At 60.2% G+C, this 21,133-nt stretch carries 18 protein-coding genes; 8 read left to right on the top strand and 10 right to left on the bottom strand.

Going from position 1 to position 21,133, the window contains the following annotated elements:
* Positions 1-27: 27 nt before the first annotated feature.
* Positions 28-999 (top strand): sugar-binding transcriptional regulator, encoded by a 972-nt coding sequence (locus tag QTL95_RS04105; RefSeq protein ID WP_289718681.1) that lies wholly within the window; start codon positions 28-30, stop codon positions 997-999.
* A 66-nt stretch (positions 1,000-1,065) separates the two neighbouring features.
* Positions 1,066-3,120, top strand: a complete 2,055-nt coding sequence (locus QTL95_RS04100) for a bifunctional aldolase/short-chain dehydrogenase (protein ID WP_289718680.1) — start codon at positions 1,066-1,068, stop codon at positions 3,118-3,120.
* Between the two features lie 121 nt (positions 3,121-3,241).
* On the opposite strand, the gene QTL95_RS04095 is transcribed toward QTL95_RS04100, so the two are convergent.
* The 3 genes from QTL95_RS04095 to QTL95_RS04085 all read right to left on the bottom strand — a co-directional run bounded on the left by QTL95_RS04095 (position 3,242) and on the right by QTL95_RS04085 (position 6,933).
* Positions 3,242-4,294, bottom strand: coding sequence for a substrate-binding domain-containing protein (locus QTL95_RS04095; protein WP_289718679.1), 1,053 nt, complete (start codon positions 4,292-4,294; stop codon positions 3,242-3,244).
* Positions 4,295-4,356: 62 nt separating this feature from the next.
* On the bottom strand, positions 4,357-5,421 hold the full coding sequence (locus QTL95_RS04090; protein ID WP_289718678.1) for an ABC transporter permease: 1,065 nt from the start codon (positions 5,419-5,421) through the stop codon (positions 4,357-4,359).
* A complete protein-coding gene (locus tag QTL95_RS04085) occupies positions 5,422-6,933 on the bottom strand; it encodes a sugar ABC transporter ATP-binding protein (RefSeq protein WP_289718677.1) in 1,512 nt (503 codons plus the stop codon).
* A gap of 189 nt (positions 6,934-7,122) precedes the next feature.
* Between QTL95_RS04085 and mtnK the strand changes: the two genes are divergently transcribed.
* The 5 genes from mtnK to QTL95_RS04060 are packed head-to-tail and all read left to right on the top strand — an operon-like array spanning position 7,123 to position 12,560.
* Entirely contained in the window at positions 7,123-8,394 is a 1,272-nt protein-coding gene (gene mtnK, locus QTL95_RS04080; protein WP_289718676.1) for an S-methyl-5-thioribose kinase, read from the top strand.
* Positions 8,391-9,485: an S-methyl-5-thioribose-1-phosphate isomerase gene (mtnA, locus tag QTL95_RS04075; protein ID WP_289718675.1), complete on the top strand. Its 1,095-nt coding sequence runs from the start codon at positions 8,391-8,393 to the stop codon at positions 9,483-9,485. The genes mtnK and mtnA overlap by 4 nt, the downstream gene beginning before the upstream one ends.
* Positions 9,486-9,487: 2 nt before the next feature.
* Complete coding sequence (locus QTL95_RS04070; RefSeq protein WP_289718674.1) at positions 9,488-10,423, top strand: 1-deoxy-D-xylulose-5-phosphate synthase N-terminal domain-containing protein; 936 nt, start codon at positions 9,488-9,490, stop codon at positions 10,421-10,423.
* Positions 10,424-10,425: 2 nt separating this feature from the next.
* The gene (locus tag QTL95_RS04065; RefSeq protein ID WP_289718673.1) at positions 10,426-11,427 is read left to right on the top strand and encodes a transketolase family protein; all 1,002 of its coding nucleotides are present in this window, start codon (positions 10,426-10,428) and stop codon (positions 11,425-11,427) included.
* Positions 11,427-12,560 carry a RuBisCO large subunit C-terminal-like domain-containing protein gene (locus QTL95_RS04060; protein WP_289718672.1) on the top strand — a complete coding sequence of 378 codons (1,134 nt, stop codon included), beginning with the start codon at positions 11,427-11,429 and terminating at the stop codon, positions 12,558-12,560. Before QTL95_RS04065 ends, QTL95_RS04060 begins: the two co-directional genes overlap by 1 nt.
* 253 nt (positions 12,561-12,813) lie before the next feature.
* Here QTL95_RS04060 and QTL95_RS04055 read toward each other — a convergent pair whose 3' ends face one another.
* The 6 genes from QTL95_RS04055 to QTL95_RS04030 form a co-directional block, all read right to left on the bottom strand.
* Entirely contained in the window at positions 12,814-14,463 is a 1,650-nt protein-coding gene (locus QTL95_RS04055) for a GMC family oxidoreductase (protein WP_289718671.1), read from the bottom strand.
* A complete protein-coding gene (locus QTL95_RS04050) occupies positions 14,460-14,909 on the bottom strand; it encodes a gluconate 2-dehydrogenase subunit 3 family protein (RefSeq protein ID WP_289718670.1) in 450 nt (149 codons plus the stop codon). The genes QTL95_RS04055 and QTL95_RS04050 overlap by 4 nt, the downstream gene beginning before the upstream one ends.
* 21 nt (positions 14,910-14,930) lie before the next feature.
* Entirely contained in the window at positions 14,931-15,707 is a 777-nt protein-coding gene (locus QTL95_RS04045) for a carbohydrate ABC transporter permease (protein ID WP_289718669.1), read from the bottom strand.
* A gap of 98 nt (positions 15,708-15,805) precedes the next feature.
* Positions 15,806-16,738: a carbohydrate ABC transporter permease gene (locus QTL95_RS04040; RefSeq protein ID WP_289718668.1), complete on the bottom strand. Its 933-nt coding sequence runs from the start codon at positions 16,736-16,738 to the stop codon at positions 15,806-15,808.
* Positions 16,739-16,740: 2 nt separating this feature from the next.
* Positions 16,741-18,036 carry an ABC transporter substrate-binding protein gene (locus tag QTL95_RS04035; protein ID WP_289718667.1) on the bottom strand — a complete coding sequence of 432 codons (1,296 nt, stop codon included), beginning with the start codon at positions 18,034-18,036 and terminating at the stop codon, positions 16,741-16,743.
* A 64-nt stretch (positions 18,037-18,100) separates the two neighbouring features.
* Positions 18,101-18,877: a sugar phosphate isomerase/epimerase family protein gene (locus QTL95_RS04030; RefSeq protein ID WP_289718666.1), complete on the bottom strand. Its 777-nt coding sequence runs from the start codon at positions 18,875-18,877 to the stop codon at positions 18,101-18,103.
* A 164-nt stretch (positions 18,878-19,041) separates the two neighbouring features.
* On the opposite strand from QTL95_RS04030, the gene QTL95_RS04025 reads away from it, so the two are divergent.
* The gene (locus QTL95_RS04025; protein ID WP_289718665.1) at positions 19,042-20,103 is read left to right on the top strand and encodes a LacI family DNA-binding transcriptional regulator; all 1,062 of its coding nucleotides are present in this window, start codon (positions 19,042-19,044) and stop codon (positions 20,101-20,103) included.
* Positions 20,104-20,426: 323 nt separating this feature from the next.
* Here the strand turns inward: QTL95_RS04025 and QTL95_RS04020 are convergent, their stop codons facing one another.
* Positions 20,427-21,059 (bottom strand): hypothetical protein, encoded by a 633-nt coding sequence (locus tag QTL95_RS04020; protein WP_289718664.1) that lies wholly within the window; start codon positions 21,057-21,059, stop codon positions 20,427-20,429.
* Positions 21,060-21,133: the final 74 nt, after the last annotated feature.

The raw sequence follows: 21,133 nt of genomic DNA, 5'->3' as shown, positions 1-21,133 counted from the left end.
AAACTGTTCATTTCTGGAATATGCCGTATGCCTATACGCCCCACCGACCAGGTTCTGCACAAAGCCGCCTGGCTCTACTACACACATGGCATGCGACAGGATGAGGTGGCCAAGCATCTCAATATTTCCCGTGCTTCCGTTGCCATGTACCTGCGTCGGGCAAGGGAAACAGGCATCGTCAATATCGCGACATCGACGCAGCTTTTCGCAGACGACGTACTGGCGCGTCAGTTGGAAGATGCCATAGGCCTCAAGTCCGTCTGGATTGTTCCGGAGGATCGGCATGCGCTGGACCCAACAGCAGAAATGCCGGTCGTGGCGGCGGCTGTATTTCTGGAACTGATCGGCAAGGGTGGTAGGGTCGGCGTTGCCTGGGGGCGAACCGTCTATCACATTGCCGACGTCATGCCCTTCGCCGACCTGCAAGGGGTAACGGTGGTCCAGCTTTGCGGAAACCTCGGCGCGCCCTATTCCTATCGGCCCGACCAATGCACGACGGAAATTGCACGGCGCTTGAACGCAGAAGGTATCAACTTCTATGCACCCTTGGTCCTGAGCTCCGAGCGGCTGGCGCACGAGCTTCGGCAGGAGCCGGTTATCCAGGAGCAACTGGCCACGATACCGGACTGTACGCTCGCGCTTTATTCCGTTGGCGGCATCGAAGCCGACAGCCATCTCGTCAAGTGCGGGGCGCTTACGGCGGAGGAAATGAAGGCACTGGGCGAAGCTGGCGCTGCGGGTGTCATCGCCGGCCAAGTGATCGACCGCGAGGGACAACTGATGGATTGCACCCACAACCGTCGGTGTATTTCTGCCGATCTCGACTCCATCCGGTCGATCCCGAAGCGGATGATGGTCGTGCAGGAGGACGAGAAGCTGGAACCTTTGGTCGCTGCCATCAAGGGCGGCTTTGCTTCGCATCTGATCATCACCGCTTCGATGGCACGGCGCCTGCTCGATCGCTTGAGCGGCACCATGGCGCCAGGCAGCGGTACCTGAATTCAGTAAAAGTCGGGCATGGCGGGTGCGGAGGCGCTGGCTTTGCCGTGAACGGAGGAGGATATCATGAAGAATCTTTGGCGCGACAGCGATGCGGAGGCAATGATCGCGGCTTATGGCGAGAAAGGCATCAATCGCGACCTTGCCCTGAGGACCTATACAACAAGGCTGCTCGGCGGAGAACCACGGCTGGTGCTGCATGGCGGCGGTAACACGTCCGTCAAGACTGTGGTGAAGGATATCGTCGGCGACGAATGGGAGGTTCTCTGCGTCAAGGGCAGCGGATGGGACATGGGCACGATCGAGCCCGAAGGGCTGCCTGCGGTCAAGATGGCGTCACTGCTCAAGGCTCGCAAGCTTGACATATTGTCGGACGAGGACATGGTGACGCTGCAGCGCGCCAATCTCGTCGATCCGGCATCGCCCAACCCTTCCGTCGAGGCGCTCTTGCATGCCTTTCTTCCGCACAAGTTTGTCGACCATACCCATTCGACCGCGATCCTGGCGATTGCCGATCAGGCAGCCAGCAGAGAGATGAGCAAGGCGATCTTCGGCGCGAAAATGGGCCTCGTGCCTTACATCATGCCGGGGTTCGCACTCGCCAAGGCCGCTGCCGAGGTGTTCGATCGCGATCCCAGCGTCGAGGGCCTGATCCTCGATAAGCACGGCATCTTCACTTTCGGCGAGACCGCCAAGGAAGCCTATGACCGGATGATCTACTACGTCACCTTGGCCGAAGACCATGTGCGTGACAACGGCAAGCATCCATTCACCCCAGCGGCGCTGCCACGGAAAATTGCTTCCGCCGGCGAGATCGCATCGATGCTGCGCGGAGCCGTTGCCGTCGCGCGCGGTGACGGCCGATACGATCGTATGGTGAGCGAGTTCCGCACATCTGACGCCATCCTCGAATTCGTCAATGCCAGCGAGGTTGAAGACATGGCCTCGCGGGGTGTCTCGACGCCCGACCTCTCCATCCGCATCAAGACCGGGCCGATGGTCTTGCCAACACCGGACGCCGATCAGATCGGGGACTACCGCAGCGTCATCGACGCCCGTGTCGCCGACTTCATCGCGGACTATACGCAATATTTCCGCGCAAACGACGCGCGCGACGACGTGAAGCGTACGATGCTGGACCCGATGCCTCGTCTGACGCTCGTTCCGGGCCTCGGCATGTTCGGCCATGGCCGCACGCTGAAGGACGCGAAGATCGCGGCCGATGTCGGCGAGATGTGGATCGAGGCGGCACGGGACGCGGAATCGGTCGGGCGTTTTGAGCCGGTAAGCCGGCCGGATCTGTTCGATCTCGAATACTGGTCCTTGGAACAGGCAAAGCTCGCCGGCGCCAAGCCGAAGCCGTTGACGGGACAGGTGGCGTTCGTGACAGGTGGTGCCGGCGCCATCGGCGCGGCCACCTCCAAGCTTTTTGCACGTGAAGGCGCTCATATCGTGGTTGCGGATCTTGATGGCGACCGAGCAAGCGACATCGCCAAGGCGATCGGTAACCAGTCGATCGGCGTGGCTTGCGACGTGACCGATGCAGCCTCGGTCCGGGCGGCTTTTGACCGTGCTGTGGCAGCTTTCGGTGGCGTCGACATTCTTGTCTCCAATGCCGGCGCTGCGTGGGAAGGCGCGATCGCAACTCTTGACGACAGCCTGCTACGCCGGAGTTTCGAACTGAACTTCTTCTCACACCAACTGGTCGCCCAGAATGCCGTGAGGATCATGAAACAGCAGGGCACCGGCGGCGCTCTGCTCTTCAACGCTAGCAAGCAGGCGATCAACCCCGGCGCGAAATTCGGCGCCTACGGTCTGCCAAAGGCGGCAACACTGTTCCTGTCGCGACAATACGCCCTGGAGCATGGCGCGGATGGCATCCGTTCGAATGCCGTCAACGCCGATCGCATTCGCTCAGGGTTGCTGGACAACGAGATGATCGCCAAAAGGGCTGCCGCCCGTGGCCTCTCGGTCAAGGACTACATGGGCGGCAACTTGCTCGGGCAGGAAGTCACCGCCGAAGATGTGGCGCAGGCCTTCCTCAACCACGCGCTGGCCGAGCGAACGACCGCCGACGTGACGACGGTTGACGGCGGCAACATCGCGGCCGCCCTGCGCTAGAACCAGGGCCTAAATCCGCTTCTCCAGCATTGACCGGAGGGGCCAAACTGCGGCCAGACAAAGCCACGAATAAAAGAGGCGGCCCGAAGGCCGCCTCCCATTCGTCAGACAAAGCCAGAAGCTACTTCTTGCTCGGCGTCGGCATCCATGCCGGCACGGCAACATCCGCATGGGCAAACTGCGGCAACTTGGCGCCGAGCTCTTCCATGTTCTTGATATCCGCATCCTTTAGCTGCTGCTGCGTGATCAGCGTCGGCGGAACGATGACGTTGTGGCCTGGATCTTCGCCGGCGAGCAGCATGGCGAGAGCGCGAACGGACACCTGACCGACCACGGCAGGATTGGTTGCGGCCGTTGCAGCCCAGGCGCTGTCCGGCTCGCGCATCGCCGCGATGTCGGAGGTGGAAATATCAGCCGAATAGATCTTCACGCTGGTCGAAAGCCCAGCTTCGTCGACGGCGATCTTCACGCCCTTGGCGAACTCGTCGTAGGGCGCAAACATTACCTGGATATCCGGGTTGGCCGAAAGAACGGAGCGGGCCTGATTGGCGACCGAGTTTGCGATCGGATTATCCATCGTGCCGAACATCGCGGCTTCCTTGATGCCTGGATATTTCGACTTGAATTCCTTCCAGGTCTCGTCACGGCGATCGAGCGGCGCAATGCCGGCGACATAGACATAGCCGGCCTTCCAGCTTTCGCCGTTGTCCTTGATCGCCTGCTCCAGCGCCAGACGCGCCAGATCGCGGTCGGACTGCTCGACCTGCGGGATCTTCGGGTTCTCAACGTTGACGTCGAAGGCGACGACCTTGATACCGGCATCGACGGCGCGCTTGGCCGCTTCCTTCATCGATTCCGTCAGCCCGTGCTGGATGATGATGCCATCGACCTTGAGCGCAATTGCCTGATCGACCATGTCGGCCTGCAAGGCAGCGTCCTGACGACTGTCCAGCACGCGAAGATCGACACCAAGCGCCTTGGCCTGTGCTTCGACGCCCGAAAGATAGGATTGGAAGAAGTCGCCGGTCGACAGGTAGCGCACCAAGGCGATCTTGACCTGGCCGGGATTGTCGAAGGGCTTGGGCATGTCAGCCGAAACGGCCATGCCCGAAAAGACTGTCGCTCCCATGAGACCGATGGTCAGGTTGGCGAGTGTTCTGCGCGTAATATTCATTCCTGTCTCCTCCACAGTAGACGCTTTGTTGTTGATGCGCATGCGCGACGGGCCTCCCAGCCCTATCGTTTGCCTCTCCCCGATAGAGCAAAGGTAAAGACCAGCGCGATGACCAGCACCGCACCCTTGACGAAATCCTGCGTGTAATAGGGTGCGTTCATCATCGTCAGCCCCTGCAGGAGAACACCGACGAAAAGTGCGCCGATCGCGGTGCCGAATGCATTCGGCTTCGCCACACCGAGCACCGCGAAGCCGATGAGCGCAGCCGCGACCGCATCCAGCAGAAGATTGTTGCCCGAAGCTATGTCGCCGCGGCCCAGACGCGCGGCGAGCAGAATGCCGCCGATCGAGGCAAAGACGCCGGAGATGACATAGGCGAACATCTTGTAGGCGTTAACAGGAGCGCCGGCGAGCTGGGCCGCGCGCTCGTTTGACCCGACCGCATACATCATCCGGCCGTAGCGGGTGTATTCCAGGAAGAACCAGATGAGCACTGCCAGGACGATCAGCACGACGACGGAGACCGGCACCAGATTGGGCAGGATGAGATCGAAGCGATGGCGGCCGAGTGCCAGGAAGGCAGGACTGAACGTGCCGCTGGCGGTACTGCCGTCCGGCAGGCTCATGCCGGTCGCAATCGATCGGCCTTCGGTCGGGATGCGCTGTAGTCCGACGAGCAGGAACATCATGCCGAGCGTGGCCAGCAGGTCGGGAACACGCATGTAGACGACCAGAAAGCCATTGATCAGACCGATGACGATACCGATCAGCAAGCACGCAGCGATCGCGGTCAGCGCGTCGCCACCCATGATGACCATGATATAGGACGACGCCATCATCGCGGTTGTCGCCACCGAGCCGATCGACAGGTCGAAGCCGCCGACCACCATGGTTGCCGTGACGCCGAGTGCCAGAATCCCGGTGATCGACACGGATTGCAGGATGAAGACGGCGCTCTGCGGCGAGGCAAAGCCGCTGGTGACGATCGAAAAGTAAACGAGCATGCCCGCGAGCAGCACCAGGAACCCGTAGCGGATCGCAAGCTCGCGAACGGTCGCGCTACCTGCCTGCGGCGGAACGCTTCGTTTCGTCGGCGCGGCAGCGATCGGCGTGTCGTGATCGGTCATTCAATTCACCATTTCATGCTGCCCGGCGATTTCCGCCAGCAGCTTGTTGACGTCGATATTCGCGTTGCGGTGTTCGCCGACCAGGGTCTGCTCGGACATCACGAGAATGCGGTCGGCAATTTCGAAGGCCTCATCGAGCTCGGTGAGAAAGACGACCGTCGCCCTCCCCTTGGCCGAGGTCCGCAGCTTGCCCGCAATGTCGCGCCGGGCGGCGATGTCGACGCCCTGAAATGGCTCATCGAGCACCAGCAGCCGGCAAGGCTGGCTCAGCCAGCGGGCGACCATGACCTTTTGCTGATTGCCGCCGGACAGCGTGTGCATTTCGTCGCGCTCCGACCGGCAGACAATGCCGAGCGCCGCAATCTGCCGCTTCGCCTCTCCCCGTTCCGAACCACGGCTCGCGACCCCCCCGAGATGCGCGAGCCGCCTCAGGAATGGCAGGCTCATGTTCTCGTAGATATTGAAATCGGGGACGATGCCATTGTCCGTACGGTCCTTGGCAACGAGGAAGACACCCTCGTTGATTGCCTGTTGCGGTGTGCGGGGCTTGTAAGGCTTGCCATCGAGCAACATCTGGCCGGCGGCGGGCTGCCTTGCGCCGAAAATCGTTTCGGCAAGCGCAGTCTTGCCGACGCCGACGAGGCCGGTGACAGCAACGACTTCCCCCTCGCGAAGGGCAAAGGAGAAGGGCCGAGCACCGCTTGCCAATTGCAGGCTCGCGGCGGAGAGAACCGGCGCCTCTCCGGTTTGTACGGTGATGCCGCCATGGCTGATCGTCTTGCCGAGCATGGCGTTGACAGCGCCCTCATAGTCGAGCACGGGGCCGGCAAAGGTACCGGTGATCCGTCCGTCGCGGAGGCTGACGATACTGTCGGCAAGGCGCCGGATATCGGACATCCGGTGCGAAATATAAAGAATGGCCACCCCATGGGCGCGCAGGCGGTCGACAAGCTGGAAAAGCCGTTCAGCCTCGGCGCTCGACAACGACGATGTCGGTTCGTCCAGAATCAGGACTTTCGGCTCGTGCGCCATGGCGCGGGCGATCGCGACCATCTGCCTGTCGGCAAGGGATAGGTCGGCAATGCTGGCGTCGAGATTGATCGACAGGCCCATGCGGTCGGCAACAGCTTTTGCTTCACGCCGCACCCGCCTTGGATTGAAGAACCAGCGGGCCGAGCGACCGTTCAACCGGTCGAGGGTAAGATTGGTCGCGACATCGAGGTCCGCGACGACACCATCGTTGATGTTCTGATGGACAGTCACGACACCAGCGCGGATGGCCTCCGCTGGCGAGGTCGGAAAGAAGTTCCGTCCCGCGAGCGAGATATGGCCAGCGTCGCGCGTATAGACGCCGCTGACGATACGAACGAGTGTCGACTTGCCAGCGCCGTTTGCGCCCATGAGCGCGGTCACAGAGCCAGCGCGCAGTGAAAGATCGACCCCGCGGAGCACCTGAATACGACCAAACGACTTCCGCAGTCCTTCGACGCGGAACACAGGTTCTTCGTTCATCTCCATCCTCCCGACGCGATGCTAGGACGGGAAGTCATCAAATGTCAAGCTCGTTGACATTTGACAAAGCAGCCCATATCAAATGCCATCAAGATCGTTGATTGGGAGATCGCTGGCCGACCAAGAGGAGGAAAGCCAGCTGTGCGGGGTGGAAACGAGCCCGCGCGAAAACGATCCGGGAGGAAGACAATGACGGATACGAAACCGTTCGTGGCGTTGTGCCCCGAAACGTTGCCGCAAAGGCTGGGCGCCCTGCCCGAACTCAGGGCGAGACTTGGCGCCAACAACAGCAGCTGGCGTGTCAGGGAGGTCGGCGACGGCAACCTCAACCTGGTCTTCATCGTCGAGGGCGAACAGGGAAAAGCGATCGTGAAGCAGGCGCTGCCTTACGTGCGCCTTGTCGGCGAGAGCTGGCCACTGCCGCTGAAGCGGTCCTTCTTCGAATATCACGCGCTGGTCCGCCAATCGGAGCGCGACCCCGGCATGGTGCCGGAGATTTTCTATTTCGACGCCGAGCAGGCGATCATTGTCATGGAATTCCTGTCGCCGCACATTATCCTACGGCGCGCGCTCATCGAGGGCCAGCAACTGCCGAGGATCGGTCGCGATCTCGGCCTCTTCGCTGCGCGGACGCTGTTTCGTGGCTCGGACCTCGCGATGTCCGCGCGCAAGCGCAAGGAGGATCTGGCGCTATTTTCCGACAATGTCGAGCTTTGCGACATTACGGAAAACCTCGTCTTCTCCGATCCCTACTTCGAAGCCTCCCTCAACCGGCACACGTCGCCGCAGCTTGACGGCCTGGTGGCCGAATTACGGGCCGACCGCGACCTGAAAGTCGAGGCGCAGAAGCTCAAGCATCTCTTTACCGCAAAGGCCGAGACGCTGCTCCATGGCGACCTCCACACCGGATCTGTAATGGTGACGGGCGAAGAGACGCGCGTCATCGACCCGGAATTTGCCTTCTACGGCCCCATTGCATTCGACGTGGGCATGATGATCGCCAATTTCTGGATGAGCTATTTCTCGCAGGCAGGGCACGAGGAAGACGGTGATCGCGAAGAAATGCGACGCTACCTATTGGGGGTCGTCGATGAGATCTGGACGACCTTCCGTTCCGAATTCGCCCGCCTCTGGCACGAGGAGCGCAACGGCATCCTCTACCAGCGATCACTCTTCGAAGATCGCGGCGACCGGCTGGGCTCCGAACAGGCGCTCGACCACATGCTGCACGAGATCTGGACCGACATGCTCGGCTTTGCCGGTGTGGAGATCCATCGGCGTATCCTCGGCCTCGCGCACAATGCCGATTTCGAAACCATTTCGGAGCTCGACCTGCGCGCCCGCTGCGAAACGAAAGCCCTGAAGTTGGGCCGTCATCTCGTCGTCAACCGCCGGCAAATTCATAGCCTTGCAGAGATCAGCTCTTTGGCCAGCAGGCTCGAGAAGGAGACAGTCAGTTGAAAGTCGGAGAACGCCACTACCACACCATCTGGCTGAACGAGGACGGCAGATCCGTTGATATCATCGATCAACGGTGGCTGCCGCATGAGTTCCGGGTGGTCACGCTGAAGAATGTGGAGGACGTTGCCGTTGCCATTCGCGACATGTGGGTGCGAGGCGCGCCACTGATCGGCGTAACCGCAGCTTATGGTGTTGCCCTTGCCATAGCCTCCGACAGTAGCGACGCATCGCTCGACACAGTCTGGGAAACCCTTCACGAGACGCGTCCGACGGCCATCAACCTGCGCTGGGCGCTCGATGCCATGCGTGAGTTTCTACGCAAGCTGCCGGAAGGCGAGAGAGCTGATGCCGCCTATCGGCGTGCCGCTGAAATCGCGGAGGAAGATGTCGACCTGAACCGCAGCATCGGCATGAACGGCCTTGCCGTCATCCGTGAGATCGCTGCGCGCAAGAAGCCCGGCGAGCCCGTCAATATTCTCACGCACTGCAACGCCGGCTGGCTTGCCACCGTCGATTACGGCACCGCCACGGCCCCGATCTATCTGGCCGCCGAAGAAGGCATTCCGGTGCATGTCTATGTCGACGAAACGCGGCCACGCAACCAAGGCGCCCAGCTGACGGCATGGGAACTGAACGGCCATGGCGTGCCGCATACGCTGATCGTCGACAATGCCGGCGGCCATTTGATGCAGCATGGTGACATCGACATGGTGATTGTCGGCACCGACAGGACCACGGCAAACGGAGACGTCTGCAACAAGATCGGGACCTACTTGAAGGCTCTTGCCGCCAAGGACAACAACGTTCCCTTCTATGTGGCGCTTCCCTCGCCCACCATCGACTGGACGGTGCACGACGGTGTGCGCGAAATCCCGATCGAGGAGCGCAGTGCCGACGAGGTGACCTTCGTGCAGGGTCGCGGCCCTGACGGTTCGATCGCCACCGTTCGTGTTTCACCGGATGGAAGTCCCGCGGCCAACCCCGCCTTCGATGTGACGCCGGCCCGCCTGATTACCGGCCTCATCACGGAACGCGGCATCGCCGAAGCCTCGCCATCAGGGCTGAAGGCGCTTTTTCCCGAGCGGAGTTAATCATGAGCATCCCCAACAAGCAGCGCACGGAGGATGTCGCAGCCGGCATTCGAAAGCGCGTCTTCCTCCATACGATGCGGAACAATGGCGGCTATCTGAGCCAAGCCTGCTCCGCCGCGGAAAGCCTGGCATTTCTCTACAACGAGGCACTCCATCTCGGGGAACCAACACTGCCGAAGGTGCCCCTGCCCTTCGCCGGCGTCCCGTCGTCTACCAACCCAGAGGCATTCACCGGGGCAGGTTATCACGGTCCGTTCACGGCGGAATACGACCGCTTCATCGTCTCGCCCGCGCATTATGCGCTCGTCATCTACTCAGCGCTCATTCAGGTGGGCCGCATGGATGAACATGCGCTTGACCATTTCAACCGCGATGGCGGTTCCGTCGAGATGATCGGCGCCGAGCATAGCCCGGGTATGGAAGTAACGACCGGATCGTTGGCGCAGGGCCTCTCCATGGCATCGGGCCTCGCCTGGGCGCGCAAACGCCACGGCGAACCCGGCAAGGTCTGGGTTTACATGTCCGATGGTGAATTCCAGGAGGGACAAACCTGGGAGTGCCTGGCCGCCATGAGCTACCACGGCATAGACAACATTCGTGTCGTCGTGGACGTCAATCGTCAGCAATGCGATGGCGCCATGTCATCCGTCCTCGATCTCGGCGATCTGCCAGCGCGTGTTGCTGCCTTTGGCGCCACCTGCCGCTCCATTGACGGCCATGACCTGCAGGCCTTCCGCACAGCAGCCGATAGCGCCGAGACGGGAAAACCGCTCCTCATCCTTGCGAACACCTCGCCATTCGAAGGCATGCCGTTCCTGAAGAGGCGTTTCCCCCGCCTCCACTACGTCCGTTTCAAATCCGCCGATGAGCGCCAGGAAATGCAGGCGGCGATCGCCGCCGAACGCGGTGTTGATGTTGCAGAAATCGCGAGGGCTTGATCATGCTCGAAATCGTCAATCGCCCCTACGCCAAGGCTTTCGAAGCCTTCGCTTCGGCCCGACCCGAAGTGCTTTGCCTGTCGGCCGACCTGACATCGTCGTGCGAAGTCGACGGATTCCGCGATCGTTATCCGGATCAGTTTCTGTCGCTTGGGATGGCCGAGCAGAATATGCTGTCCTTTGCCGGCGGACTGGCAATGCAGGGCTTCCGCCCGTTCATCCATACCTTCTCTGTCTTTCTCTATCGCCGTCCCTACGATCAGTTGATCAACTCGATCGCCTATTCCAACCGCAAGGTCCGGATGATGGGTTTCCTGCCCGGCATCACGACGCCGGGCGGCATCACCCATCAGGCGATCGAAGACATATCCGTCATGCGGGCGATCCCAAACATGACGGTGCTCGAGACCGGCGACGCGACCGAAGTGGAAACGGTGCTCGATGTTGCCGACGCCATCGACGGACCGGTGTATGTTCGCGTGTTGCGCGGCGAGGTACCGCGGCTGTTTTCGACGCCGTTCGAATTCAACCGGCTGCGCACACTTAGCGAAGGCGACGATATCCTTGTCGTCACCTCGGGTGTCTGCACGGAAGAGGCGTTGCGTGCGGCCGGACCGCTGAAGGAACGCGGGATCGGCGTTCACCATCTCCACGCGTCGACGCTGAAGCCGTTCGATCGTGATGGTCTCATCAGGGCTGCGCGCGGCAAGAAGGGTGTTGTCACACTTGAAAACCACACGATCAACGGCGGGCTTGGCTCGCTGGTCGCGGAAATTCTGGCTGAAGAGGGTCTCGGCATCCGCCTTCGCCGGCTGGGGCTGGAAGACACGTTCGCCCATGGCGCCTCCAAGCCCTATCTCATGAAGAAATACAGGCTCGACGCCAGCGCGCTGACGCACGCGATCGGCAAACTTCTCGGCCGCGATCTCGATATCGCGGACGCCGAACTTGACGCCGTCCGCCTCGATACGGTGCATTCGGCGCAAAAAGCGGAAGCACTGTGATGGCTGAGCGGTTCTCCGTTACCTACTGGCTTGGCGCCAGCGACGAGAAAGAGGCTCGAGCGCGAGCTCTGGATATCAGCGTCGAACAGACCGTCGAAATCCCGCGCGATATCGTGCCGCACGGTTACGTCGAAGACGAGATCCTCGGACGGCTCGAGACCTTAATCCCCGACGGCAGCGAGCGCGGCGGCTTTATCGCCGAGATCTCGTACAGCGAAGATGATGTCGGCGAAGATTTCCTGCAACTCCTGAACATCGTTTTCGGCAACTCGTCCATCAAGACCAACACCCGTGTCGAAGGAATCAGGCTGTCGACCGGCCTACGCGCGCTATGCACCGGACCGCGGTTCGGTGCAGCGGGACTGCGCACGCGCACCGGCGTCACCTCCGGACCGCTGATCATGTCGGCGATCAAGCCGGTCGGTCTGTCGACGGCCGAACTCGCCAAGCTTGCCTACAACTTTGCACTTGGCGGCATGCATCTGATCAAGGATGACCATGGGTTGGTCGACCAGCCGACGTCTCCCTACGCGGATCGGCTTGCGGCTTGCGTGACAGCCGTCGCGGAGGCGAATGCCAAGACCGGTTTTCAATCCGCTTACGTGCCGAACATCACCGGCCCTGCCTCGCAGATCGTCGATAGAGCATTCATTGCAAAGGAAGCGGGTGCCGGCGCCGTCATGCTCGCTCCCTCTCTTGTCGGCTTCGACGTTTCGCGCAGCCTTGCCGGAAATCCCGATTTTGGCCTTCCTATCGTCTCGCATCCGACCTTCTCTGGGGCAAATGTCATCACGCCTACGACCGGCTTCTCGCATCGCTTCTTCTTCGGGACCCTGCAGCGACTGATGGGCGTGGATGCGGTGGTGTTCCCGAATTTCGGCGGCAGGTTTGGCTTCTCGCGCGATGAATGCCTCTCGATTCTAAAAGGCTGCACGGAAGATCTTGGCGACTTGAAGCCGATCTTCCCCGCCCCTGGAGGCGGCATGACCTTCGAACTGGTCCCGGAAATGCAGCGCGCCTACGGCGAACACGTGATATATCTGATAGGCGGTGCGCTTTTGCGCGAAATTGACCTTGTTGCCGGGTGCGAGGTCCTCCGCGCCGGCATCGGAGCATCAACGCACATTCGCTAACAACAATCTAGCCCCGGCTTTTAATGATGCGAATCGACAATAAGGGGCCATGCTTGAAACGATCAGTCTGCAAAGCGGACTGCCGCCGTTCACTCGTTTGTTTGGCTTGATAGGATTCGAATCATCGGCCCGCTAATTGCAGTTTCTGCCGGCCGGTATCGATGCGCATCATCTTCCGCTTGTTCGGAGGAGATTGCCAGTTCTTTGGCACCAACTGCCCCAGCTTCTATTGCCATCTTCACTGGAGATCAGGCTAGACGAGTTCTGCAATATGGGTCGTATTCCGGAAAGCCATTGCCATAATTGTCAAAACCGGATTGTAGCCCCCATTCGTTGGATGGAGAGAAGCGTCGCAGATAAACAGGTTGTCATGCCCCCACACTTTGCCCCAGCTGTCCGTAACTGAAATCGCCGGGTCGTCACCCATTCGGCAGGTTCCGGCCTGGTGCTGACCTGCAGAGAGCCGCTGCACTTGCTGCTTGCCCCAGGTCCGCACAGCCCCGGACGCCCGCATCCACTGGTCTGCCTTTTCCAAAAGGTGATTTGCGGTCCTCACCGTTTCGAAATGGGTCGTTCCTGACAACCGGGCAACAGGGCGACCATATTTGTCGAGGCATAGCTCGTCGAGCGAGACACGACAGTCGGCATCCGGTATCTCGTGCACCGGCCCCTTGATCTGGGCGATGCGACGGAAATTGTCGCGCATGAAGTGCTTGGCCGTAAGCCCGTAGCGCGGCAGATCGTCGGGCAAACCCGACTTCCAGAGGATAATAGGCAGCAGCACGAAATCGTCGGCCAACATAGCGCCGCCGATCACCCCGTCATTACCATGGTTGAAGTCCGTGGTGGCAATCGTCACGCCCGGGCCAAGACTGTCCTGAACCTCTTCCTCAAAAAGGCCAAAAACGGTTGGGTAATAGTGTCCCTGCAGATTTCGGCCGACCATGTCGTTGTTGTTGCCGAGCCCGTTCGGCTCCCTGCGTGTTTTGGATAGAAGCAGCAGCCGCGCTGTCTCTATGGCACCTGCCGACATGACGACGACTTTGGCAAGTATGCGTTCCAGGCGGACTGAACCGTCCTCTTCGCGCTGGATAATATCAACTCCAACGACAATGCCATTGATGTCAGTAGCCACCTTGTCGACGACGGTCTCGGTCATGACGATGCAGTTTCCGGTCGCCAGGGCACGGGGCAGAACAGTGTTTTGGGTCCCATTCTTACCGTCGCTCGGACAGGGAAATCCGACACAGGAGCCACAGCGGATGCAGGCACTACGGCCGGCACGTGGTACGCTGTTGATCAACAGCGGCGGGGTAAAGGTGGTGAAGCCCAAACCGGATGCGCCAGCCCGAAGGCGCTCCGTCGTCCTGTTCTCGGCAACCGGCGGCATCGGATAGTCCCTGAGCCGCTTTCCGGCGTTTCGATCTCCCACGCCATCGCCGGACACGCCGATCTCGTGCTCGGCCATGTCATACCACCGCGCGAGCTCCTCGTAACCGAAAGGCCAGTCGGTCAGCGACGATCCCGCCGGGCGGCCATAGATCGTTTCCATGCGAAAGTCATCAGGGTGAAAACGCCAAGCGAGGCCACCGTAGACCAAGGTCCCGCCACCCATGCCGGCGGCATTGGCGTTATAGTTGCCTTGATAAGGCTTGACGATGTGGCGGTGTCCATCGGCATCAATGAAGACACGCGGGTTTCCGTCGATTTCGGGTCCGGTATTGAAGCCGTACTCCTGAAGGCGATGATTGCGAAGATGGTCTCGATGGCCGCTGTTTTCGTAGTTGCGCAGTTTACCGCGCTCGATCAGCAGCACTTTCTTTCCGGCTTCCGCGAGGACGCAGGCAGCGATCGATCCGGCGGCCCCGCCGCCAACGATCACCACATCGTAAGCGACCGTCATGCCAGCAGTCTCCCGCGGATAGCATCGCCAGGATCGAGAGGCGGACCGCTCGGACCTTCCGGCAGGCCCGGCCGATAGCCAATCATCGTCCAGGAGATGGCATCGGGATTGGCGCCATTGTTAGGATCCGAATAATAGCCCTCGGCGGCAAGCTCACACAGCTTGGAGAACCAACTGCTGTGTGAGACGTCCTGTAACAGCCTATCCTGTTCGGCCTCGGACACCAATTGGAACAAGCCACCGGCCACGCGGTCGAGGTTGGCAAGCCCGAGAAGGATTTCCTCCTTCTGATCTATCAGCCCGGCGTCCCATAGGCCAACGATGAACTGATCGACCCCTGCACCGGTGGCGCATGGGAAGTCGTCTGCCGGGATGATCCTGTCGAGAACGGCGCGTAGTCCTTGAAGCGTTATTCCCGCAAGTATAAGTCCATGTTGCTTGGTCATCTCTATCGACCCCATCTTGATTTAACGACCGGCCAGCGAGCCGCCGATGCCGCCGACACTGAAAAACCTGTTCAAGCACGCGAAGACCAATACCGGCGGCGCCAGCATGAGGACGGCACAGGCCATCACTGGTCCCCAGTCGGTCTGGTTTTGTTGGAAGAACGTCTGCAGGCCGATCGGCAGCGTGAAGCGACTGTCGGTCCTAAGGAAAACAAGTGCGACAAGGTAGTCGTTCCAGGCCACGAGAAAGCCGTATATCGCCGTGGACAGAATGCCCGGAAGCGAGTTCGGCAGCACAACACGCACGAAAGCGCCAAATACGCTGCAGCCATCGATCCAGGCAGCCTCCTCCAGATCAACCGGAATGCTGTCGAAATAGGAGGCCATCATCCAGCATGCGACTGAGACGCTGGAAGCGACGTAGATGATCGCGACACCGCTCAACGTGTCGACCAGACCGATCCGGGCAAACATGATAAAGAGCGGTATGACGAAGACGACGATCGGGAAACTCTGGATTACGAATATCAGCATGGAGTAAGCCGATACAGCCCCTCCCCGTGCGCGCGAGAGCACGTAGCCCGCCGGTGCCGCCACCAACAACGAGAGACAGGTGGCAAACAAGGAGACCGTGACGCTGTTTTTGAGCCAGACAAGAATATCCGTGTTCTGAAGGACATAGGCGAAGGTATCGAATGTAGGCCCGGTGATCGTCGAATAGAGCCGGGGCCGCAGAGCGAGCCAAAACACCACCAGAATGGGGCTGAGGGTCACGAGAACAACGATGGAAAGGATCATTGTCCGGATCCATTCGCTGCGTCTTCGACGTTGCATTGAGCGGTCATTGCGAGCGTCTGATTGTGTCACTGTCGTCATCCTGAAATCAGCTGCCTTTCTCAGATGTTGGACCTTCGAACCTGCCGGAAGAGCAAGATCGACAGCGTCACCAGAACGATGGTCATCATGAAGGAGATCGCGACGCCATAGCCTGGCAGGAAATCCTGAAACACGGAGCGGTAGGCAAGCACGATCAACGAGGTGGTCGCATTGACCGGGCCGCCACCGGTCAGCAGGTAGATGGTCGCGAAATCGTTGACCGAAAACATCGTCATCAGGATCCAGCTGATGTAGGTAGATTTGGCGGTCATCGGCAGAATGATATAACGGAGCTGTTGGCGCGGCGTCGCGCCGTCTAGCGTCGCCGCCTCGTAGACGCTCGGATCGATGCTCTCGAGCGCAGCCGCGCCCATCATCATCATGAAGGGGTAGCTGATCCATATCTTGAATAGACAGACCGTCACCATCGCCATCGTGGGGTCTGCGAGAAACATCACCTGCCCAAAGCCGAGCGACTGGGCAAGCGAGGGCAGCAGGCTGCCCGGCGTTGCCACCAACCAGTTCCAGCTCATCGATGTGACGACAATCGGCACGATCCAGGGAAGCAGCAACAGCACCTTGAACAGGTTGCGCCCGGGAAAATGTGGCTTGAGGGCTATCGCCAGTGCAAAGCCGACAAGCCAACTGCCGAACACGCCACAGACGGTAAAGAGCAGCGTGAACGATGCTGCCGACCAAAAGGCCGGGTCGGTCAGCACGTTCACGTAGTTCCGGAGCCCGATGAACTTGCCGAGTTTCAGCAAGCCCCCATTGTGAAACGACTGGATGAAAGCAAAACCCAGCGGGTAGGCATTGACCAGCAGCATCAGGACGATCGACGGCATGGCAAGGTTGACCATCGTCACCTTGCGGCTGAGGCGCGCGCTGGAGCGCGGTTTGCCCCGCGAAACGTCGAGCGTTTCAGGGCCGGAATATGCGTCGATCTTGGCCATGATTACTGGACGACTTTCTTCAGCGATGCCTGCAGCGTCTCAAGCATCTCCTTCGATTTCGTCTTGCCCTGGATGATCTGTTGCACGAAAGCAGCGCTTGCGGCCCCCCCGTCGACGGCGCTTAGCGCCGCGAAGGGATGTGGTGCCTGCGCCCCGATCGTCTTGCCGACGGGTTGCCATTCGTTGATCGAGCGCACGAGGTTTGCATTTCCCTGGATGATCGGCAGCTCGGCGATGCTCTTCTTGACCGGGAGGTCGATGGCGACGCCGCTGCTCCAGAACACGTGCATATTGTCGAGATACCAAGCCAGGAACTGCTCGGAGGATGACTGTGAGGCGGTCGTTTTGAACATCCACAACGGATTGATGTAGTAAACCGTACCCGTGTCGCCGTGGCGCGCCTTGATCGGACTCGAAACGACCACGTCGGACTGAATTTCCGGGGGCAGCGTCTTGTCGAGGCCCGTTTGCCCGAAGCCCATCGCCACACGGCCGGATTTCCAGTCGTTTGCCAGATTGTCTGAGGTATAGCTGGCTGCATAGGGGTCTATGATACCCTTGGCGACGAGTTCGTTGAGAAAATCCAGAGTCTCGATATTGCGGTCAGTGACACAGTCGAGCGAGCCATCCGGCGCAAAGAAGCCCCCGCCATTGTTGATCATCAAGGCGGAAACGGTGTGCTGCGCATCCGTCGTCGTGCTCCCCGCTGCGAGGCCGAGGCCTACGAGGCCTGCCTTCTTCAAAGCCTCGCCCGCCTTGATATAGCTGTCCCAGTCGGTTGGCACTTCCGCTCCGGCCTTTTCAAGAAGCGACTTGCGGTACCATATCACGCGAAGGTCCATCGACCAGGGGACGGCAGCATACCCGTCATCGGTCTTCATCGCTTCGAGGAGGCCGGGCAAGAAGTCATTCTTGCCGTCCTTGTCCAGCTTCGAGACCAGATCGTCGGCTGGCGCTGCCACTCCCTGCTCCATGAAATAGAAGGGCAGGAATGCTGCACCGGAACTGACCGCTGGCGTGGTGCCCGATGCTGCGGCGGAGGTGAACGTCTGGTACCAGTTCGCCCACGGAATTGACTGATAGCGAACACCGAGCGCGCCGCTCGACGGCGAGTACCTGCCCGTGAGGTCCCTGGCTGCCGACGTGTAGGTCGCGCCGGTGCCCCAGACCATGTCCCAAAAGGTGATGAGGTCGTCGGCAGCGAACGCCTTTCCGGCGGCACTCATTGCAAGCGTTGCCGCCGATGCGCCGAGGAAGTTTCTGCGATTGATGTGAAGTCTGTCCGATTTCTCGTTCATGCTGGTTTCCTCCCTTTGAATGAAAAGTCGTCTGCACTTCCAATGTCCGCGCCGACGCCTCTCCTCAGGCGGCCTGCTCGAACCGTCGAAGATAGTCGAAGCTACGCGCCGCGAAGCCGGCCGGGTCCTTCGGATTGTCATGCTCCACTACTAGGACCCTGGCGCCGCGCCCGATGGCAGCGCTCCAAAGCGACGGCCAATCAAGAATTCCGCTACCCACGTCGGTCCAGCCGTCCTCGTCGGCGTGTTTTCCAGATCGCGCCTGATCTTTCACATGGGCGGCAACGAGAAGATGCGAATACCGATCAAGCCAGTCGACAGGATTGACGTCTGCGCGCGCAAGCCAGGCTACGTCGGCCTGCCATGTCAGCGGGCTACCCTCGGCGCCTTCGAACAGCCGCTGCAGCCCGCAGCCGCCGCCCTCAAGCGGATCGAGCTCCCAGTGATGGTTGTGATAGCCGAGCGCGACGCCTTTCTCGCTCAGTCTTGAGGCGATGGCGCCGAGTTCTGCGCCGGAGCGTTGCCAGGCCTGGGCCGTCTTGCCGCGTTCCTCTGCCGGCAAGGCCGGCATGAACAGCTGGCCGATACCGCAGCTGAGACAGCTATCGGCAATGCGAGAGAGATCGCCGCGAAGCGCCGGCAGGCCGATGTGGCCTGTCGGCGCCGTCAGTCCACGGGTCGCGAGGCCCGATTTCAGCGCGGACGGGTTTTCGAGATGACTTCCGATCGTTTCGACATGCACAAATCCGGCCTTGGCTGCCGCATCGAGCTGCGCGTCGAGATCGCCAAGCTGGCGCAGTGAATAGAGCTGCAATGACAAAACAGGTAGCGCCAACGACATCGACAATCCTCCCAGTTCGGATGACGGCGACCCTCCCCGGTCGACAGGCATCACGCAATCGATTGCGCAAACGGTACCAGCGCAATCGATTGCGCGCAAGCGCGAATTGTGTAAAGTCAATTTCGTCGCTGGTGTTTGATCGAGAAGACCGGGGGGCGCATTTTTTGACTGCCAAGCAAACGAAGCAGACCGAATTGACACCGCAGCGCAATCCGACGATGGCAGATATCGCACGCCTCGCTGGCGTTTCCGCCTCCACCGTCAGCCGCGCATTGGCCGGACTGCCACCTATCACCGAGGAGACTCGTCAGCGTGTTGAAAAAGCGGCGCGGGACGCCGGCTACACCGTCAACCGCCATGCGCGCTCCCTCAGACTGCGACGCAGCGGCATGATGCTGGTGCTGATCCCGGACCTTGCCAATCCGAATTTTCCAGACCTGCTAATGCATATCGATCGTGCCGCGTTCGAGTGCGGCTACGACATCATGATCGCACACACGGCGATCGACCCCGGCAGGTCGGATCGCTTCGTTGACGAACTCCTGGCGGGCGGCATTGACGGCGTATTGTTGACATCAGACTACTGCCCGCCGCGTCTTCTGGAGCGCCTCGATGCCGGCTTCCGCCTGCCGATCGTGCGAACATTGAGCCCTGGCAGCGTCACCCATGGTATAGCCTCGGTGCAAATCGACGAGGTTGCGGCGGCGTTCGATGTTGTCAGTCACTTAATCGAAGCCGGATACCGAAAGGTGATGCATCTCGGTGGCCCCGAGGAGGAGGTCGTCGCAATCGCCCGCAGGAAGGGCTGGCATGATGCATTGCACGCTCATGGTTTGCCTCACGAAGATGCGCAGGTGCTGCACGGCGGATTTCTGATCGAGGACGGCCGACGCGCGGCCGATTTTCTCGTCACCCAAGCAAGCATTCCGGAGGCAATCTTCTGTTCAAACGATGAATCGGCTTATGGCCTCATTGCTGGGCTTAAGGAGCACGGACTGCGCGTCCCAGATGATATTGCTGTCGCCGGATTCGACGACCTTGCGTTCTCGCGCGTCCTGGATCCGCCACTCACGACCGTACGCCTTCCACGTCGCGAGATGGCTGAAGCGTCGGTGCGCATGCTCAAGACGCTGATCGAAAGCAATACGACCGGCACAGATGAAGTCCTCCGGCACGAACTTATAATTCGTCAAAGCACGCAACCGCTGGAAAAATCGGCCCGATAGCTTGCCGAACGTCACCGCTGTCACAAGGGCGTCTCGTGCTTTTTGACCACCAAACATGTAGGAGCTAGCTCGACCGTTCTTCTTGCGTTTTACGCTGCAGGGCTGGGTAACGGTAAACCACCTTTACGTTTTCCCGTTGCACGTCCCTAGCGCCCTAAGCTCTTGATGGGTCTGGAACCGGCGGCAGGATTAAAATGATGAAATTTTGTTGAATTCCAAGCCCTTGCCCCGAACGTGGACGGAAGGTTGCAGCGTCCATTTAAAAGAGGCTGACGAGTGCAGGATCAAGCCAGCGTCTTTCGGGTCGACTTGCGAGTGGCTTGTCAATCACTGACCGGTTCCGCAATCCGCACGAGATCGGCGAGAATTGCTCGTAGCTGCGGCCACGGCGCCTCTTGCAATCCCGAGCCCGGATCTTCTGTCTCCAGTACACAATGTAGTTTTGCAGCGACACCGGCGAAAGACCGTGGAGCGGTACTCCATAAAGCGGCAGAAAACTCATCCTCCAGATCGGCCGCTTCCGCCTCCGCCTTCTTTGCCTCGGAATATCCTATACGGACATCCAAAGCATTCCATTCTGCCTGCCGCGTCGCCAGTTTGGTTAGTGCCGCATGACGAATGTCTGGCCTTGCAGAGTTCTGCAAAACGCGGTTGATGTCATCTGTGGTGTAAGCCCACACGAAACTGTCGTCATCCGGGAAGTCTATTTGTACCCGCGGGAAGCTGCCAAGCTCACGAAGCATTTCTGTCTCAAGCGTTTTCTGTCGACGGCAGGTATCGCTAAACAACCTGTGAGCCGCCCCCCAGTCAAGCCATAGCGACAACACCGGATCGGCGTCACCTGCAACCTCCCCTCCAGTTGTAGCCTGGCCAACTCCCGCTGTCGCAGCAATCAGTTTAGCGGCGGCCGACAGGAAGCTTCGGCGTGTTGTTTCGAGTGTTTGCTCCGAACTCATCGCAGCCATCCTCGTATGCGAGAAAGTCCGCGCGAACATGACGCCTTGTTCGTCAGCGCATTCGTCGCAATTGC

It is taken from the genome of Rhizobium sp. S152 (assembly GCF_030380735.1).
Lineage (GTDB): Bacteria > Pseudomonadota > Alphaproteobacteria > Rhizobiales > Rhizobiaceae > Rhizobium.
This window is presented reverse-complemented; position numbering and strand designations above follow the sequence as displayed.

Bases quoted from the DNA above. Each gene is read 5' to 3' on its own strand.
- mtnK (WP_289718676.1), top strand. From the start codon at position 7,123: ATGACGGATACGAAACCGTTCGTGGCGTTGTGCCCCGAAACGTTGCCG.
- QTL95_RS04045 (WP_289718669.1), bottom strand. From the start codon at position 15,707: ATGATCCTTTCCATCGTTGTTCTCGTGACCCTCAGCCCCATTCTGGTG.
- QTL95_RS04055 (WP_289718671.1), bottom strand. From the start codon at position 14,463: ATGACGGTCGCTTACGATGTGGTGATCGTTGGCGGCGGGGCCGCCGGA.
- QTL95_RS04085 (WP_289718677.1), bottom strand. From the start codon at position 6,933: ATGAACGAAGAACCTGTGTTCCGCGTCGAAGGACTGCGGAAGTCGTTT.
- QTL95_RS04050 (WP_289718670.1), bottom strand. From the start codon at position 14,909: ATGACCAAGCAACATGGACTTATACTTGCGGGAATAACGCTTCAAGGA.
- QTL95_RS04105 (WP_289718681.1), top strand. From the start codon at position 28: ATGCCTATACGCCCCACCGACCAGGTTCTGCACAAAGCCGCCTGGCTC.
- QTL95_RS04090 (WP_289718678.1), bottom strand. From the start codon at position 5,421: ATGACCGATCACGACACGCCGATCGCTGCCGCGCCGACGAAACGAAGC.
- QTL95_RS04040 (WP_289718668.1), bottom strand. From the start codon at position 16,738: ATGGCCAAGATCGACGCATATTCCGGCCCTGAAACGCTCGACGTTTCG.
- QTL95_RS04065 (WP_289718673.1), top strand. From the start codon at position 10,426: ATGCTCGAAATCGTCAATCGCCCCTACGCCAAGGCTTTCGAAGCCTTC.
- QTL95_RS04100 (WP_289718680.1), top strand. From the start codon at position 1,066: ATGAAGAATCTTTGGCGCGACAGCGATGCGGAGGCAATGATCGCGGCT.
- QTL95_RS04020 (WP_289718664.1), bottom strand. From the start codon at position 21,059: ATGAGTTCGGAGCAAACACTCGAAACAACACGCCGAAGCTTCCTGTCG.
- QTL95_RS04070 (WP_289718674.1), top strand. From the start codon at position 9,488: ATGAGCATCCCCAACAAGCAGCGCACGGAGGATGTCGCAGCCGGCATT.
- QTL95_RS04060 (WP_289718672.1), top strand. From the start codon at position 11,427: ATGGCTGAGCGGTTCTCCGTTACCTACTGGCTTGGCGCCAGCGACGAG.
- QTL95_RS04035 (WP_289718667.1), bottom strand. From the start codon at position 18,036: ATGAACGAGAAATCGGACAGACTTCACATCAATCGCAGAAACTTCCTC.
- QTL95_RS04095 (WP_289718679.1), bottom strand. From the start codon at position 4,294: ATGAATATTACGCGCAGAACACTCGCCAACCTGACCATCGGTCTCATG.
- QTL95_RS04030 (WP_289718666.1), bottom strand. From the start codon at position 18,877: ATGTCGTTGGCGCTACCTGTTTTGTCATTGCAGCTCTATTCACTGCGC.